The 14,974-nt window shown below is 40.0% G+C and carries 15 protein-coding genes and 1 pseudogene; 8 read left to right on the top strand and 8 right to left on the bottom strand.

Features of this window, described 5'->3' with window-relative positions:
• The first annotated feature begins 10 nt into the window (after positions 1 to 10).
• Both C9J47_RS15660 and C9J47_RS15655 read left to right on the top strand, forming a co-directional pair.
• Positions 11 to 397 carry an ectoine synthase gene (locus C9J47_RS15660; protein WP_107254344.1) on the top strand — a complete coding sequence of 129 codons (387 nt, stop codon included), beginning with the start codon at positions 11 to 13 and terminating at the stop codon, positions 395 to 397.
• 68 nt (positions 398 to 465) lie between these two features.
• Positions 466 to 1,884 (top strand): annotated as a pseudogene (locus C9J47_RS15655) (aspartate kinase).
• A 296-nt stretch (positions 1,885 to 2,180) separates the two neighbouring features.
• On the opposite strand, the gene C9J47_RS15650 reads toward C9J47_RS15655, so the two are convergent.
• Positions 2,181 to 4,025, bottom strand: a complete 1,845-nt coding sequence (locus tag C9J47_RS15650) for a lipoxygenase family protein (protein WP_107254343.1) — start codon at positions 4,023 to 4,025, stop codon at positions 2,181 to 2,183.
• Between the two features lie 491 nt (positions 4,026 to 4,516).
• On the opposite strand from C9J47_RS15650, the gene C9J47_RS15645 reads away from it, so the two are divergent.
• The 3 genes from C9J47_RS15645 to C9J47_RS15635 all read left to right on the top strand — a co-directional run bounded on the left by C9J47_RS15645 (position 4,517) and on the right by C9J47_RS15635 (position 7,669).
• On the top strand, positions 4,517 to 4,885 hold the full coding sequence (locus C9J47_RS15645; protein ID WP_211321763.1) for a hypothetical protein: 369 nt from the start codon (positions 4,517 to 4,519) through the stop codon (positions 4,883 to 4,885).
• Between the two features lie 68 nt (positions 4,886 to 4,953).
• Complete coding sequence (locus tag C9J47_RS15640; RefSeq protein WP_107254341.1) at positions 4,954 to 7,089, top strand: protein-disulfide reductase DsbD family protein; 2,136 nt, start codon at positions 4,954 to 4,956, stop codon at positions 7,087 to 7,089.
• A gap of 10 nt (positions 7,090 to 7,099) precedes the next feature.
• Positions 7,100 to 7,669 (top strand): protein disulfide oxidoreductase, encoded by a 570-nt coding sequence (locus C9J47_RS15635; protein ID WP_211321762.1) that lies wholly within the window; start codon positions 7,100 to 7,102, stop codon positions 7,667 to 7,669.
• Between the two features lie 130 nt (positions 7,670 to 7,799).
• On the opposite strand, the gene C9J47_RS15630 is transcribed toward C9J47_RS15635, so the two are convergent.
• Positions 7,800 to 8,318: an aminoacyl-tRNA deacylase gene (locus C9J47_RS15630; protein ID WP_107254340.1), complete on the bottom strand. Its 519-nt coding sequence runs from the start codon at positions 8,316 to 8,318 to the stop codon at positions 7,800 to 7,802.
• Between the two features lie 174 nt (positions 8,319 to 8,492).
• Entirely contained in the window at positions 8,493 to 8,966 is a 474-nt protein-coding gene (locus C9J47_RS15625; protein ID WP_107254339.1) for an NlpC/P60 family protein, read from the bottom strand.
• Between the two features lie 171 nt (positions 8,967 to 9,137).
• On the opposite strand from C9J47_RS15625, the gene C9J47_RS15620 reads away from it, so the two are divergent.
• Positions 9,138 to 9,617 carry a GNAT family N-acetyltransferase gene (locus C9J47_RS15620; protein ID WP_107254338.1) on the top strand — a complete coding sequence of 160 codons (480 nt, stop codon included), beginning with the start codon at positions 9,138 to 9,140 and terminating at the stop codon, positions 9,615 to 9,617.
• Between the two features lie 473 nt (positions 9,618 to 10,090).
• Entirely contained in the window at positions 10,091 to 10,840 is a 750-nt protein-coding gene (locus tag C9J47_RS15615) for a 1-acylglycerol-3-phosphate O-acyltransferase (protein ID WP_107254337.1), read from the top strand.
• 83 nt (positions 10,841 to 10,923) lie between these two features.
• On the opposite strand, the gene C9J47_RS15610 is transcribed toward C9J47_RS15615, so the two are convergent.
• From C9J47_RS15610 to C9J47_RS15590, 5 genes are all read right to left on the bottom strand, one after another.
• On the bottom strand, positions 10,924 to 11,778 hold the full coding sequence (locus C9J47_RS15610) for an alpha/beta hydrolase (protein ID WP_107254336.1): 855 nt from the start codon (positions 11,776 to 11,778) through the stop codon (positions 10,924 to 10,926).
• A gap of 73 nt (positions 11,779 to 11,851) precedes the next feature.
• A complete protein-coding gene (locus C9J47_RS15605; protein WP_107254335.1) occupies positions 11,852 to 12,445 on the bottom strand; it encodes a TetR/AcrR family transcriptional regulator in 594 nt (197 codons plus the stop codon).
• Positions 12,446 to 12,661: 216 nt separating this feature from the next.
• Positions 12,662 to 13,012 carry a hypothetical protein gene (locus C9J47_RS15600; RefSeq protein WP_107254334.1) on the bottom strand — a complete coding sequence of 117 codons (351 nt, stop codon included), beginning with the start codon at positions 13,010 to 13,012 and terminating at the stop codon, positions 12,662 to 12,664.
• A gap of 149 nt (positions 13,013 to 13,161) precedes the next feature.
• Positions 13,162 to 13,410: a hypothetical protein gene (locus C9J47_RS15595; RefSeq protein ID WP_107254333.1), complete on the bottom strand. Its 249-nt coding sequence runs from the start codon at positions 13,408 to 13,410 to the stop codon at positions 13,162 to 13,164.
• A 229-nt stretch (positions 13,411 to 13,639) separates the two neighbouring features.
• Complete coding sequence (locus C9J47_RS15590; RefSeq protein WP_107254332.1) at positions 13,640 to 13,993, bottom strand: DUF2750 domain-containing protein; 354 nt, start codon at positions 13,991 to 13,993, stop codon at positions 13,640 to 13,642.
• Positions 13,994 to 14,357: 364 nt separating this feature from the next.
• Here C9J47_RS15590 and C9J47_RS15585 point away from each other — a divergent pair, with 364 nt between their 5' ends.
• Positions 14,358 to 14,960, top strand: a complete 603-nt coding sequence (locus tag C9J47_RS15585) for a methyltransferase domain-containing protein (protein ID WP_107254331.1) — start codon at positions 14,358 to 14,360, stop codon at positions 14,958 to 14,960.
• The last annotated feature ends 14 nt before the right edge of the window (positions 14,961 to 14,974 follow it).

Here is a 14,974-nt window from a genome sequence, read left to right as displayed (position 1 = left end):
GGCCTTAAACATGATTGTAAGAACTCTGGAAGAGTGTAAAAACAGCGAACGCCGTATAGTATCGGACAACTGGGAAAGTATCCGTATGCTATTAAAAGACGACAAGATGGGGTTTTCATTTCATATCACCACCATCTATGACAACACCGAAACACATATTCATTACCAGAACCACTTAGAGTCAGTTTACTGTATTTCCGGCGAAGGTGAGATCGAAGTGATCGGCGATAAAACCTACCCAATTGATCCAGGGACATTATATATCTTAGATAAGAATGATGAACATTACTTACGAGCCTATAAAGACAAAGAGATGGTAATGGCTTGTGTGTTTAACCCACCGATTACTGGTGCTGAGGTCCATAACGAACATGGCGTATATCCGTTAGTGGAATAACCCTCTTCCCAAGGGGCAATCAATGCCCCCTTTTCCCAGATGTAATAAAATGAGTAAAGGATTCCCTCATGAGTTATACCGTAGAGAAAATCGGCGGTACATCAATGTCAGCATTCGATGCTATCTTAGATAACATAATGCTACGCCCTAAATCTCCCTATAATCGCGTTTTTGTGGTATCTGCTTACGGCGGTATCACCGATGCGCTGCTAGAGTGCAAACGTTCTGGAAAACCCGGAATTTACCAGTATATTGCCAAGCGTGATGAAACATGGCTAAAAGCTGTTGCCGATTTAGAAATGCGTATGCTACTCGTCAACGAAAATATGTTTGCCGATCCCCTTAATCGTAGACGTGCCGATAAATTTATCAAATTAAGGATCACTGATGCAGTAAGCTGTATCACTAACATTATAGAAACTTGTCAGTACGGCCAATTCTCTTTACGTCATTATTTGCCTCAAATCAGAGAGTTCCTATCGTCGCTCGGTGAGGCACACAGTGCCTATAACACTGCCCTGAAATTAAAAACCCTTGGCATTAACGCCACGTTTGTTGATTTGTCCGGTTGGGATAACAAAAGCTATGGCAGCCTAGATGACGTCATCAAACGTGCTTTTGCCAATATTGATGTCACTAAAGAGCTGCCTATAGTCACAGGTTATGCCTACTGTGATGAAGGACTGATGAAAACCTATGATCGCGGCTACAGCGAAATTACCTTTAGTCGTATTGCTTGTTTAACGCACGCTACTCAGGCCATCATCCATAAGGAATATCACCTAAGCAGTGCCGACCCTCGCGTCGTCGGTCCAGAAAACGTATTTCCTATGGGACATACCAACTTTGATGTTGCCGATCAACTGGCCAATTTAGGAATGGAGGCGATCCACCCCAATGCAGCGTCTGGGCTACGCCAAAATAACATTGAATTACGTATCAAAAATACCTTTGAACCCGAACATCAGGGCACACTGATTTCACAAAATTACCTACCTGACGCTGAGAGAGTAGAGATCATTGCAGGTAAAAGTAAAGTCTTTGCCCTACACATTTTTGATCAAGCCATGGTTGGTAAGGTTGATAATGTAAGCTACGAAATGATGGAAATAATATCAGACGCCAGAGTGAAATTAATTGGTAAAGAGATGAACGCCAACTCTATTACCTACTACTTAAGTGGCGGTAAAGAAATCTTAAACAAACTGCTTTATAAAGCAGAAAAACGCTACCCAAATTCGACGATTACAGGCTGCATGGTCGCGCTAATTTCAATTATTGGAGCCTCTATCAATACCAATACTGCTTTAAGCAAAGGCATACTCGCCTTAACAGACAAGTAGATTTCACCAATAGCTGCCCACTCATCCATGCGTAATGTTAACGTACAGTTTGTTGTGGAAGACAAATATTACAAAGCGGCGATCTGTGCTCTTCACTCCGAGTTTATTAACCAACCTGAAAATACAACGCGCAAAATTGCTTAGCTTCTTTTAAGGAAAGCCCCTTAACCGGCAATGCTACTCACAAAAGAAATGCCACTCACAACGGCAAAAAGGCGATCTGAAGTTTAGGATTATACCAATCTGAATAAGTAAATGGTCATAAATTTACGCAGGGAGAATCGGTAAAAACAAGACAGAAATTGAAATAACTAGTGGTTCTAATTATAAAATTTCTAATGTAGTTATTATCGATTTTAACCAGCAATAATGATCAGGTACTTATTTAGATTGGTATTATAAAGGCGAGAGTTTACCTCTCGCCTTTACCGACTTAAGGCTTAAATATTAATACTTGGTGGAATTTTACTTGGTAACAAGAAACTATACTCTTGACGAGTTTCATTCTGGATATTAATTGTTTTTTCAATGTCGGCCAAAGAGGCTTGGAACTGACTCAACGGTCCGCCTTCACCTGTGATCTTATCATCCTCAAACCAATCCAAATACGGGAAGTTATTAGTACGGTACTCACCTAGTTGACGATAATAAACGCCTCCTAATATTTGCAGCAATGAAAGCTGCTCTAGAGATTCTCGCATTGGAGGAAAGTTTTGTAGCCAGGCTTCCTTTGTATGAACGTTTGTCGGATCTTTTCCCCAAATAGCTCCGGTTACAGCAGGAGCGAAGCTCATCAAAGAACTTTGAGGAAAATTAACGGCTGCATGTTGTGCGCTGGAAGTGAAAATGACCATCGTAAGCACTTCCGAGAGCTGCTCCCGAGTTGTGATAGGTTTAAACCCTTTGATTGCTCCTTCCGTCATTAATGACTCTGTCCATGTCGTTAATTCATAATCGTCAGTTACTGCTGCATCATCGGCATAGTAAACATTAATATATTCTGTAGTCCAACTCTGAATCGCATCCCAAATCAAAAGGGCATCGTCGCGATATGGGTAGTCAGGCAAGAAATCTTTGTTATCTACTTGGCGTGTAGCCAAATCATTTGGCAACATATAGCCATAGAAATCGAGTTCAAGCCGATCTGTTCCTGCTGCTAATTGCGTTGATTCAATTTTCCCACCAAAAATATCATCAATAGGCCCCCCCGAAGCAATCAAAGAACCTGCAGCACTATTATTAATAAATAAGGTTCCTTCGAAATGAGGAAGCAGTAACACATGAATCGGGTGTGATTCAGCAAGACAGCGATTCGTTGCAATGGTAAACGCTTCAATAATCAAGTGCGTACGACCGAGATGTACAAAAAGTTCGTGATAATTACCATCAGCCACTTGAACCAAAGACATAGCGGCTTGCCACTGCCAGTACTCCGGATAATTATCATTATTATCAACTGCATAGGTGATCGAAAAATCATCCTTGCTTTGACCACTCTGAATAGCAACGGGAGTCAGTGATTTGTCATTTTTGGGAATTGCAAATAGAGCAATAGGTGCGAATACTTGCTTCTCTGGACCTTGAGGATTATCGACCACTCCCTCTAGTTCATAGTAATCCAAAAGGTAAACCCGCTTTTCCGCCAGAGCTTCTGCTAACGTGTCATTCGCTCCCATTACTTTTTGATACCCCGTTTCGCTTACCGGAAAGTTATCTGGTAGGCTGGAAACACCTTTTATTAGCATTGGGTTTTGCCCTGCAACCCGGTAACGAGCGAAGACATCATTTTCTTGGAAAACATCTGCGACTGCTGGTAATGGGATCTTTTGGAACAGATCTTTATAAGCTTGTAACCCTGCATCTTCATGGTATTCCTTCACCTCTGAACTAACCAACCTAAGATACAAGTCGACTAATGATTTCAACATCTTCGTTGTGTTAGTAATTAAGCTCCACTGCTGCCCTGGCTTCAAGCTCCCTACCGCTTTTGAAACTTCGCTCAAACCTTCTTTTATTTCTACCAGCTCTGCGGCATCTTTTACGTTAGCAGCCAGGTTCTCCACAATAGGTACTAAAACCTTCAATACAGTGATCCCCCAAATTAAAGTAGGATCAGCTTCTTTAGGCACTTCTTTTACCATTGGAACAGGCGCTACATTGGGGTGTTCAAGATCCCAAATATATTTTTCTTGTGTATTTTCCAGTTGGTTACGACGCTTTTCTTGCTGTCGCTGGCTATCATTTTGCGGAAGTGACGGATGTTTACGTGGAAATAAGTTAAACATGATGAATCCTTTCTTATTGGTATATGGATACACGAAAGTGACCATTGCAAACAAAATTTGAAAGAATGGTCATTGACATCACTCCATCGAATATCATGTGTACTACCACGAACGTCCATTCGATGATATGTGCTGAAAAGATAGTTCAGGAATGGAAATAAACCAGCAACGAAAGAAACTAGTTGCATATCTGGCGCAATATTGTGAACGTTCTCTCTAAATGTGCGCCATTGTTATGTCTTCAAACACAAATAACTTGAGGTTCACGTATAAAATAGGGGCTTTATTAATTATTTCAAAATAATTGAAACAAATGCTGCTGTTTTATGGTCAGATGAACATTATGAAATACAATACGGCTTTTACAGTTATGCACTTCGAGATTGAATCTGCTCCTGTAATTTGCGTTATTACTAATCAAAGATAAAAGGTTTGCTATCAGTATGTCTTTTGGGGTGAGGAATCACCGCATTGCAAAATGGTCACTGGTTATGGTTTGGCTAGTTATCGTTGTCTGTTTAGGACAACGGGCTGGTTTTATATCGTCGTGCCCAATGAGTGCTGATAACCGTTCATCTGAAGCATCTATTATCAATGAAAAGACTGCCAGCTCAAAGTGGGGATCAACAGCGAATACAAGTGATAGCAACATTGATGGAGCGACTGACAAGCAATGTGACATGACAGATCACCTACTTCAAGTTCATCAACACTCTTTTGAACATGCCCTCATTTTTATATCACTATTGATTGTTGTACTCGCTTGGCTTAGTACGATGCAATACCGCATTCTCGTTTTAACTGAACCCATCCCCCCTACCCGACGGCTTCATTTAACCTTGTGTGTTTTCCGAGAATAAACCCTCAGGCATTTCTACATCTGGCAAAAGCCAACATGATTTGTTTTAGCGTTTATTGGAGATCCACCTTGAAAAAAATATTCAACTCTTATGTTTCACTGTTCATATTGATCAGTGCGTCGTTTCTCGCACTTTTCTCACTTACAGCCAATGCATCAGATGAAAGCACTGGTTGGTTAGTAAACCCGATGCACCCCCCGCTTGAAGTTCGCTTAATGCTTACTGGGCAAAAAGATCTTGAAGCCAAAACAGTAGAAGGCTTTTTAGAAGTCAAACTAGATACCGACTGGAAAACCTATTGGCGTTCACCTGGTGAAGGAGGCATAGCGCCAAAGGTTGATTGGGAACTATCCAATAACCTCGATACTGTAGATTGGCAATGGCCAATGCCAAAGCGCTATGAATTTTTAGGCGTTGAAACGCTTGGTTATAAAGAACACGTTATCTTTCCGATGACTTTCCATATTAATAATATGAACAAGCCTGTTTTCCTTTCGGGTAAATTGACTATGTCGTCATGTACAAGCATTTGTGTTCTGACAGATTACGAGTTGGTATTGGATTTCACGCCAGCTAATTTACCGTTATCAACCAACGCAATGCATGTCTTTAATCAAGGTATGAGCCAAGTTCCAAAGACATCACAAGCCGTGTCTCTAGACATGATTTCATGGAACCAAGCAAAGAAAGAACTTACTGTTGTAGCAACGAATACAGCAGGCTGGAACAAACCAGATGTATTTATTGATGGCCAATCTCAGAATGTAAAAGACACATCGTTTTTAGCCCCAAAGATCGCCATTAACGATAATCAAATGATCGCAACTATGAGTGCATCAAGCTGGTTTGGTGATCCGGAATTACTCAATGAAGAGATGGCTGTCACAATCAGTGATGAGAATATGGCCGTTGAACTTTCAGCAACAGCAACCAATCAAATTATACCGATGGCTGCCAATACCAGCCTACTCAAAATTATTGGCATCGCCTTATTAGGTGGATTGATTCTTAACATCATGCCATGCGTACTGCCCGTTTTAGGCATGAAACTAAGTAGTGTAATATCAGCTGAAGGGCTACAAAAGCGCCAAATTCGTACACAATTTTTAGCATCAGCAGCAGGTATTTTAACGTCTTTTTGGTTAATTGCAGGCTTTCTCGTAATACTAAAAGTATCGGGGCAAGCTTTAGGCTGGGGTATCCAGTTTCAAAATCCGTACTTTATTGGTGCCATGATTCTCATCACGGGTTTGTTCGCTGCAAACATGTTGGGGCTATTTGAAATTCGCTTATCAAGTAATGCGAATACATGGTTAGCAACTCGCGGTGATAACTCACATACCGGACATTTCGTTCAAGGTATGTTTGCAACCTTGCTCGCCACCCCATGTAGTGCGCCTTTCTTGGGCACTGCCGTTGCGTTTGCACTAGGGGCTAATTATATCACCCTATTTGCTATCTTTACCGCTCTGGCAGTTGGCATGGCAGCCCCTTGGTTGCTGATTGCCTTGTTCCCACGGTTGGCTCAAATAATGCCGAAGCCTGGTAAATGGATGGACAAAGTAAAAACCTTGTTTGGTTTAATGATGCTTGCCACCAGCATTTGGTTACTCTCGTTAATGACCAGTTTCTTAAGTACAGGTTTAGTTTGGTTAATCGGTCTTAGTTTAATAGCACTGTTGTTATGGCGCTTAGGTAACGTCAAAGGACGCAAGCCTGTTATCTTCACGCTCGCATTCTTAATCTTTGGTTCTGCTGGCGGTATGATTCTAGGTAGCGTAACCGCAGATCATTGGGCAACGCCACTGCCTGCAGATCATGCTTGGGTACCGTTGCAAACAGATGAAATAGCACGTGCTGTTAGCCAAGGTAAAACAGTTTTTGTCGATGTAACTGCCGACTGGTGTATTACCTGCAAAGCCAACAAGATTGGTGTATTACTTCAAGAGCCAGTTTATTCAACACTTGGCGAAGAGAACATGCTATTAATGCGTGGTGATTGGACGAAGCCATCAGATTATGTAACAGGCTTCTTGCAGTCTTACGGTCGCTTTGGTGTGCCATTTAATATTGTTTATGGCCCAGGCGCACCACTAGGGATCCAATTACCTGTGATTTTAAATTCAGATGATGTATTAAATGCCATTCGTGTCGCGAATGGTTCATCTAATGCTGTGATTTCAGCTCAGGCGAATAATAGCTAAAGGTGAATACATGTCAGAATTGAACGGAAACGCATCACCTAAAATACCTCAGAAAAAAACTGAGAATAAAGACAAGAAAAACAAAGCGAAAGGGATACGCCACTGGCTAAAAGAAGCTGTTATGTTTATTGCGATATTGACTATTTTCAGTACAGGGCTAGACATTTGGCGTAGTGGAGACATGCCATCAAATGAAGTACCAGAACTGATAACTCAAACCATTAACGATGAAACTATCGATTTAAAAGCGATGAGTTACGAGAAGCCAGTATTGCTGTATTTCTGGGCTACGTGGTGCCCGGCATGTAAATTTGTTTCCCCCACCGTAAACTGGATGAGTGATCATTTTAATGTAGTATCCGTCGCCATAACATCGGGTGATAATCGGCGAATAAATGCCTTTATGGATAACAGTGGCTATACCTTTCCTGTTATCAACGATGATAAAGGAAACATAAGCCGATCTTGGGGAGTATCAGCAACGCCAAGTATCGTTATCATTAAAGACGGTGAAATATCATTCATCACAACAGGGGTGTCGACACCACCAGGATTGTGGTTACGGATGTTGTTCGCTTAGGTTTTATTGACGAAGAGCGGTAGATCTTAATATGGAAACACCCGGTAAACGTACAGTTGATCGGGTGTTTTTTATAGCGAATCAGATAACTAGTCATGAATAAGTATTAGGTAACTATATCATCGACTATTCACTCCCAATCCCAGTGACGACCTTCATGCTCTTGAGACGGAATCATCCGATAACCGCTAATATTTTGGTGCTGAACATTTTGCATCGCTTTATGAAACTGCTTACGATCTAAATGAATCAAGTTCTCATGATCTCCCGATTCTAAATAAATCTCATCTTGCTCTAACAACATATCATCAACCAACATACCCACTTGGTATGCTTGACCTAATGTGGGTACAGCACCCGGTTCGCAATCTTGGAAAACATTCGATAGCTCATGTTCACTAACAAGTAAATATTGCTTACCAGTCATACGGTTAATCTTATCGATCATTACTCGACGATTTGATGGAACAACTGCCATCAAATATTCGTTATTCTGATCAATTAGCATAACTGCCTTTGCGACTTGTGTTGTAGGCACGTGCGCTGAAACAGCTGAGCTAAAAGACGTATCAGTATGACGATGATGTGTAAGGCTAAAGTCAATATTACGACTATTGAGATATTGCCCGATAGAGATTGCCATGGCCATGATTACCTCCTCAGAATATATACTGGCGCTATTTACCCTGCTTAATTGATGCCAAGATAATTAGTAATGCTCAGTATTCTGGTCACAGGAAAAGTATGGAGGCTGAGCCGCTTTTTCGCGAATTAATTATCCAATATTTAGACTGGGCATTATCAATGCTACGTTCAGTACAACTTAATTAATACGCCGTATTTGCCAGAACTTGCGGCTCCAGTACGGATTGTCTAATCGAGAGATCATAACCCCTCGCGATGTAGACGCATGTAAGAATTCAGCCCCACCCAAATAGATACCTACATGGCGTGTTGTATATCCAGTCTTAAAAAAGATTAAGTCACCTTCTTTTGCATTCGCGACAGCAACATAGCGACCCAGTTTTACCTGCTCTGAGGTTGTACGAGGTAGCACCTTTTCATACACAGAAGAATAACCGACCTGTACAAACGCAGAACAATCAATTCCACGTTTAGTATTGCCACCTAGCCTATATGGCGTACCTTTCCAAACATCATAAACATTCGTAAAATCAATGTCATTGGCATCAACTTTAGCAGTGTGTTTTGCCATAACAGAATCGAGTTCAGATGTTGATAGATCAGCTTTTGTTGTTTCAGACGAAGAACACCCCACGATCGTGGTCAGCATCATGCCTATAAATATTGTGTAATAGCGACTCTTCACGATTTATCCCAAACCTTTAAATTAAAATTTTATCGTGCATAATTATTATTTTAAGCATCTATTTTTGGATGATATTATGGAATAGATTAGCTATTAGTGCTATCGATAACGCTCTATTCATCAAGATAGTAGGTATGCATGACGACAGTCACTTTACGCCCATATAACCCCTCTGATACAAAAAGACTAGCCCATATATACACACAAGCAGCACTGATTTTAGGTAAAACACAGTACACCGAACAACAAGTACAGATGTGGGCAGATTACCCTGTTCAATATTTTGATGAATTTAAAACCATGCTTTTCAATGGAGATACGTATGTAGCAATATCAGATTGCGGTGAGATCCTCGGGTTCGGTCAGCTTTACCCAACAGACTACGTCACTTTACTGTATGTGTTACCGGAATATTCACGTGCAGGAGTTGGAACAACGATCTATAAACAACTAGAAAATATCGCACAAGATAATCAACAAAAATGTTTAAGCGTCACTGCGAGTAAAGTATCTAAAGGGTTATTCGAGAAGCTGGGGTTTGAAGTCATAGATACTGAAATATCACTGAGAAATGGCATTGAATTTGAGCGCTACAACATGGTTAAAATATTCATATAGGTTCTACTGAAATTCAGCACGAAAAAACCTATCAGCTTTACTTTTGCAGACAGCCTCGGCGATACTCTAGCCATCGCTAAAGTTGCGATGATTAATTAAGCCATTCATCTGGTCATTAAAGTCATTTTTAGGGTGAGTTAACCTTTACCCTAGAGTAGAAACACTAACTCGCTCATATACCACTCAAAAAAAACTGATTTATTATGCGAGCTACCTCATCACTAGCTATCTAATCGAATAGCATTCATAATGTCGTATGTTTTTGAAACGATAGTTTGCTATTGATCAATATCTGAAATAAATAATTAATAGCTGCCGTTTTTCTACACCAATTTTGAATTTAGTTTTGATTTGTTGTATTTTTGTGAAATTGAGTCAATCGCTTTTTAGACCTATTCTGTAAAGTAGAACGTTTGAGTGACATTTATCATTCACGACATATCGAAGCAACTGTTTGATACAAAGGAGTTTTTGTGCTTTCTTTCATCCGCCTATTTACTGCGGCAATCTTTATTATTTTCATGACACTTGTTGCTTTGGTTTATTGCATATTTAGCCCACGCAATCCAAAGCATGTGTATTTCTTTTGCCGTTGGTTTAATCTATTACAGAAAATTGTTGGAGTACGTGTTGAAACACGTGGCTTAAAAAACGCTGAGAATGTAGGCAACAGTGTTTACATTTCTAACCATCAAAGTATATTCGATTTTGTGACTGATCCTGGCATGTTAAGACCACGAACAGTATCAATTGGGAAAAAAAGCCTTTTGTGGGTTCCTTTCTTTGGTCAGCTATATTGGATCACAGGTAATATTCTGCTCGATCGTGAAAACAAATCGAAAGCACGAAATACTATACAACAAGTCGCTGAAGCTATTCGTAACCGCAACCTATCGGTGTGGATGTACCCTGAAGGTACACGTAGCAAAGGTAGAGGCTTACTGCCTTTTAAAACTGGGGCATTTCGCATGGCGATTGAAGCTGGCGTACCAATTGTGCCAATGTGTACCAGTACAACACATAACAAAATAGACTTAAATCGTCGTGACAACGGCATTGCAATTACAGAAATGTTAGCGCCTATTGATGTCACACAGTTTAAAAATGCACGAGAGTTAGCAGATCACTGTCACACACTTATGGCTGAGAAAATTGCAGAATTAGATGTTGAAGTCGAACGATATGCAATGAGTAAAGTAGAAGTACCTGCAAAAACAAATTAATTTAACGCTTCATACAACGTATATAAAAAAGAGCACCTTCGAGGTGCTCTTTTTGTTTCTAGCACTGTCCCGCCCTGAGAAAACTAAGCACTTTGAGTTATTTTATCAAACGCCGCGAGCAAAGGAGGGCTTTTCAAAATACGACCATGCCCTAGCCCTTCTGTCGCAAACAACTCTACATGCTGCATTTCACTGGCTTGTTGTGACTGTTCAAAAGAAGCAAACTTATCCGCTTTGTCATGCACAATAATTGCTGATGATTGGCGGCTTTCCAAACGAACAAAAGGGTTAATAGAATCAAATGGGCATTGATATTCAACAGCAATATCATCAATCAGCTCATTGAATAACTTACTTGAATACCCAGAACGCTCAACCATGGTGACTAAATTTTCCGCGTAATTCAGCACTGGTGCTACAAGTAAAACAGGTTTACCTTCTAAGGCGCTATGTCGGCTTTCTAAAATCATCGCGCCCCCCATACTGTGTGCAACCACACCCGCAATAGGTTCTTCTAACGCATCCAGTACGCCATCAAATGCTTTTATAAAGCCCGGTAAGTGCCCATAGATACCTTCACTTTGACCATGAGCAGGATTATCGAAAGCAATGGCCGTATAGCCAGATGCTGCAATGTGTTCCATTAAAGGAAAGAACTGACTCGCCGAACCAGACCAGCCATGTCCAAGCACCCATATAGGGCCAGAACCTAGCTGATAAGTCATCATTTTACCTTCAGATGTTTCTACCAGTTTCTTAAGTAGGCTCTCAGGTAAAGAGCTTGGTTGACGGCTACGAACTGGCGTCAGCAAAATCTTTCTAGCTGTTTTTTTAGCATGTTTTGGGGCAAGCACATGATGCAAACGCGTTGTCATGTTTACCATATTTTTACGTACATTAAAGCGCTTACTTTGACTAAAATAAATTTTGCTGCTCATTGTCTTCTCCATAATAGAACGAACGTGCTTTTTTATTGTAAATAATGAAACAGAAGATACAAAAATACCAAGCTTACTTAGCTCGCCATTCTGCTAATAAGTCTTCAATTCCTAACCAAAATCTGTCTCGCTCAGGGGTTTCTAACGCTAACGATAGAAACAGATGGCTGCTTAAGTAAATACCGTATAGACGGTATACCGATTGCCACGCATCCAGATCAGCTTTTAACTCACCGCTTTGCTTCCCTTTTTCTATTTGATGGCAAAGATAATCTAACCAACGTCGCGTAATCTTATCTAAGGTTGTTTGAATAATCTCATTGCCTTGCCTACCCTCTTTACGCGCATCGAGGAACATGCAACTACCTTGAAACGATTGATTCCAACTTAGCCAATTTGTTAGCAGTAATCGTAGTTTCTTTTCAATATTCTCTGGTTCAGCCAACCTTGCAGGTTGAATAACATGCAACGAGAAATAATCACCCGCATATTCCAGCACGGCAACCTGCAAATTTTCTTTTGAATTGAAATGTGCGAATAACCCACTTTTTGACATACCAGACGCTTTCGCCAATAGCCCTATCGTCAAACTGTCTAAGCCATCCTTACTTGCTAATTCAAAAGCTGTACTCAGTATATGCTCGCGTGTTACTCGACCTTTACTCATCAATGCTCAATTTTATCGTCACATGTTAACCTTCTGTGAATTTAGCACGAACGTTCTTTTTTGCAACCCTTAATTTATGAGCATGAGTCATTGGCAACCGCTTTTTGATATAAAACAAATGATAACAGCAGAGTTCATTACTATTTTTTTAAGGTCTACATAAAAAAATGCCAGTCATAAACTGGCATTTTTATATGTTCTAATTCGCAGTAACGATTAGCCACGCTTTTGTTGTAGGTAAGTACGACCTACAACTTGGTATGTATCTTTATGCTTAATTTCAAACATAATGTAGAAGAACCATGCAACAAATTTTAGCATTTCATCGCCATCATTCATTACCCATTCAACATACTCTTCTTCTTCACCATCATCATTTTCTTGGGTAAAAACGTGATAAATACGCTTTTCATTATCAATTTCAGCTAACTGGAATTGACCCGTCAATGATACAGCGGCATCAACGACTTCCTGCTCTTCACTGGCTTTAAGCGTTTCAAGTACTTCAGGTAGCGTTTCTTTTTGGCATAGATCTTTTACTAGTGTTTCAAATTCTTCTTGTTGCATGATTCTTCAACTCAATAGTCTAATGCCAATATTGTATCAGTAAGTCTTCTAAAATTTCACCCTGATTATAGGGTGTTTCACCCACAGTTTACCTTCTCCGAAAAGAATAAGGTAAATGCATGCTTATTAAGCTATATGATTCATTATGGCTAACGATCAGTAAAACGAAATAAGCTATCGATTGATATTGGGCAATTCGCTATTTGATGAACCTTATCTTCAGCTTGTTCTAATGAATCGTAACTACATGAAATGCCATAGATATCGGTAAGAGGGTTATCATTACCTAATTTATCTACAAAATTTATGCTCCATCCTGCGCTCAAAAAATCATGTATAACATGTGCTTCAACTAAGGTTTTATCGGCAAACAAACGCTTACATTCTGAAAGAACCATAATCCATTCCTCACTTGCTGATTCACTATAAATATAGCCAATATTCATCAATTAATAAAATCATCAACAGCGTTGTGAAAAATGCATCAGGGTAACTTTGCGTGAACAATATGAGTAAACAGGATATAGCGATGAATGAGGGTATTAGAAAGAAGGGTAGAAAAAGTAGAGTAACGCATTAGAAAATAAGCTCAAAGTCGCACCAATCGGCACGACTTTGAAGTATCAATTAAAGATACAGTTTTGCAACGTTTGTTGCTTCTGTCTCTGTGCCTTCTAGGCTAGAGTTCCAGTTCAGGCCAACAAGCACTTCATCTTCAGATAAAGTGATCATCCAATCTTCAAGGAAAACATCAAGTGGAAGCTCTGTTGGAGTGAATTCAGCCCACTCTTCTTCACACTGTACTTTCGCATCAGCTTCACTAGACCAGAATGGCATAACTTCTGAATCTTCAAACTCTGAAGACTCAACAGATAACCAATCACCATCTTCGTTACAAAGACCCCAAACAATGCGGGTTTCTTGCGTTTCAGCAACAAATAGTTCTTTGTTCGCTTGAATATCTGCAGTTAACTTTGTCATTCTTTTCTCTCTTTAAAAGTGCCTTTTCGGCTTGATGTGACTGTAAGTCATTATTGCAGTCACATAGTGTGATTATTTTATCAAAAAAATCACCATTCGCACGACTAAATCTTCATGAATAAGGTAGATATAAGTTAAACCAGCACCTTTCTAATCATTTTCTGCCGTTTACCTAAGCACGATAAGTCTTATCGAATATTTATCACTCAAATTCCAAGCTTTGAACAAAAGTATCAAACAGTTTTTTTTATACTTATACCCAAGCGACTTCAAGATGCAGGATTCAAAGTGACTTCAGCGAGAATCTTGAGGTTACTTGGATATATCCGTTCTCGTTCACTATTAATAATAAGGACATCTTGGAATGGCCATTTCAGATTGGCGACGCTATATCAGTACACAAGTACTGCTACCACCTCGGCCACACGTCGTCGATGCGCACCTATTTCTAGGTGATAACGGGCGTAACAAGGTTGCTGTTGATATTGCTTGTGGTACAGGACGAGACACACTATACCTGCTTGAAAAGGGGTATCAAGTGTATGCTTTTGATAAAGATATCGGCAGTTTAGAGCATCTTTCTACTCACCCTTTGGCTTGCTCTAACCCCAGTTTAGATTTGCAGTTAAGCCTGTTTGAGGAATACCCTTTCCCAAAAGCCAATATGATCAATGCCAGTGCTTGTCTCTTTTTCTGCAAACCAAATGAGTTTTCAATACTCTGGCATAACATTGATGCTGCATTAGACGTTAATGGTATTTTTTGTGGCCACTTCCTTGGAACAAATAACGCTGATGTTGAGACTCACACTGACCAGCCAATATTAACTCACAGCCATGAAGATATCGAAACACTACTTAAGAAATATTACATTATCTCTTGGAAAGTAAAAAAAGAGTATTCAGCACAACTCACCAACAAAAAACAACGCTGGTTGGTTAATACCTTAATCGCAATGAAGAAATAACACCTTGATTTTTA

The organism is Photobacterium indicum (assembly GCF_003026215.1).
Taxonomy (GTDB): Bacteria; Pseudomonadota; Gammaproteobacteria; order Enterobacterales; family Vibrionaceae; genus Photobacterium; species Photobacterium indicum.
Note: the sequence above shows the minus strand (reverse complement) of the source record. Positions and strands in the feature narration are given on the sequence as shown.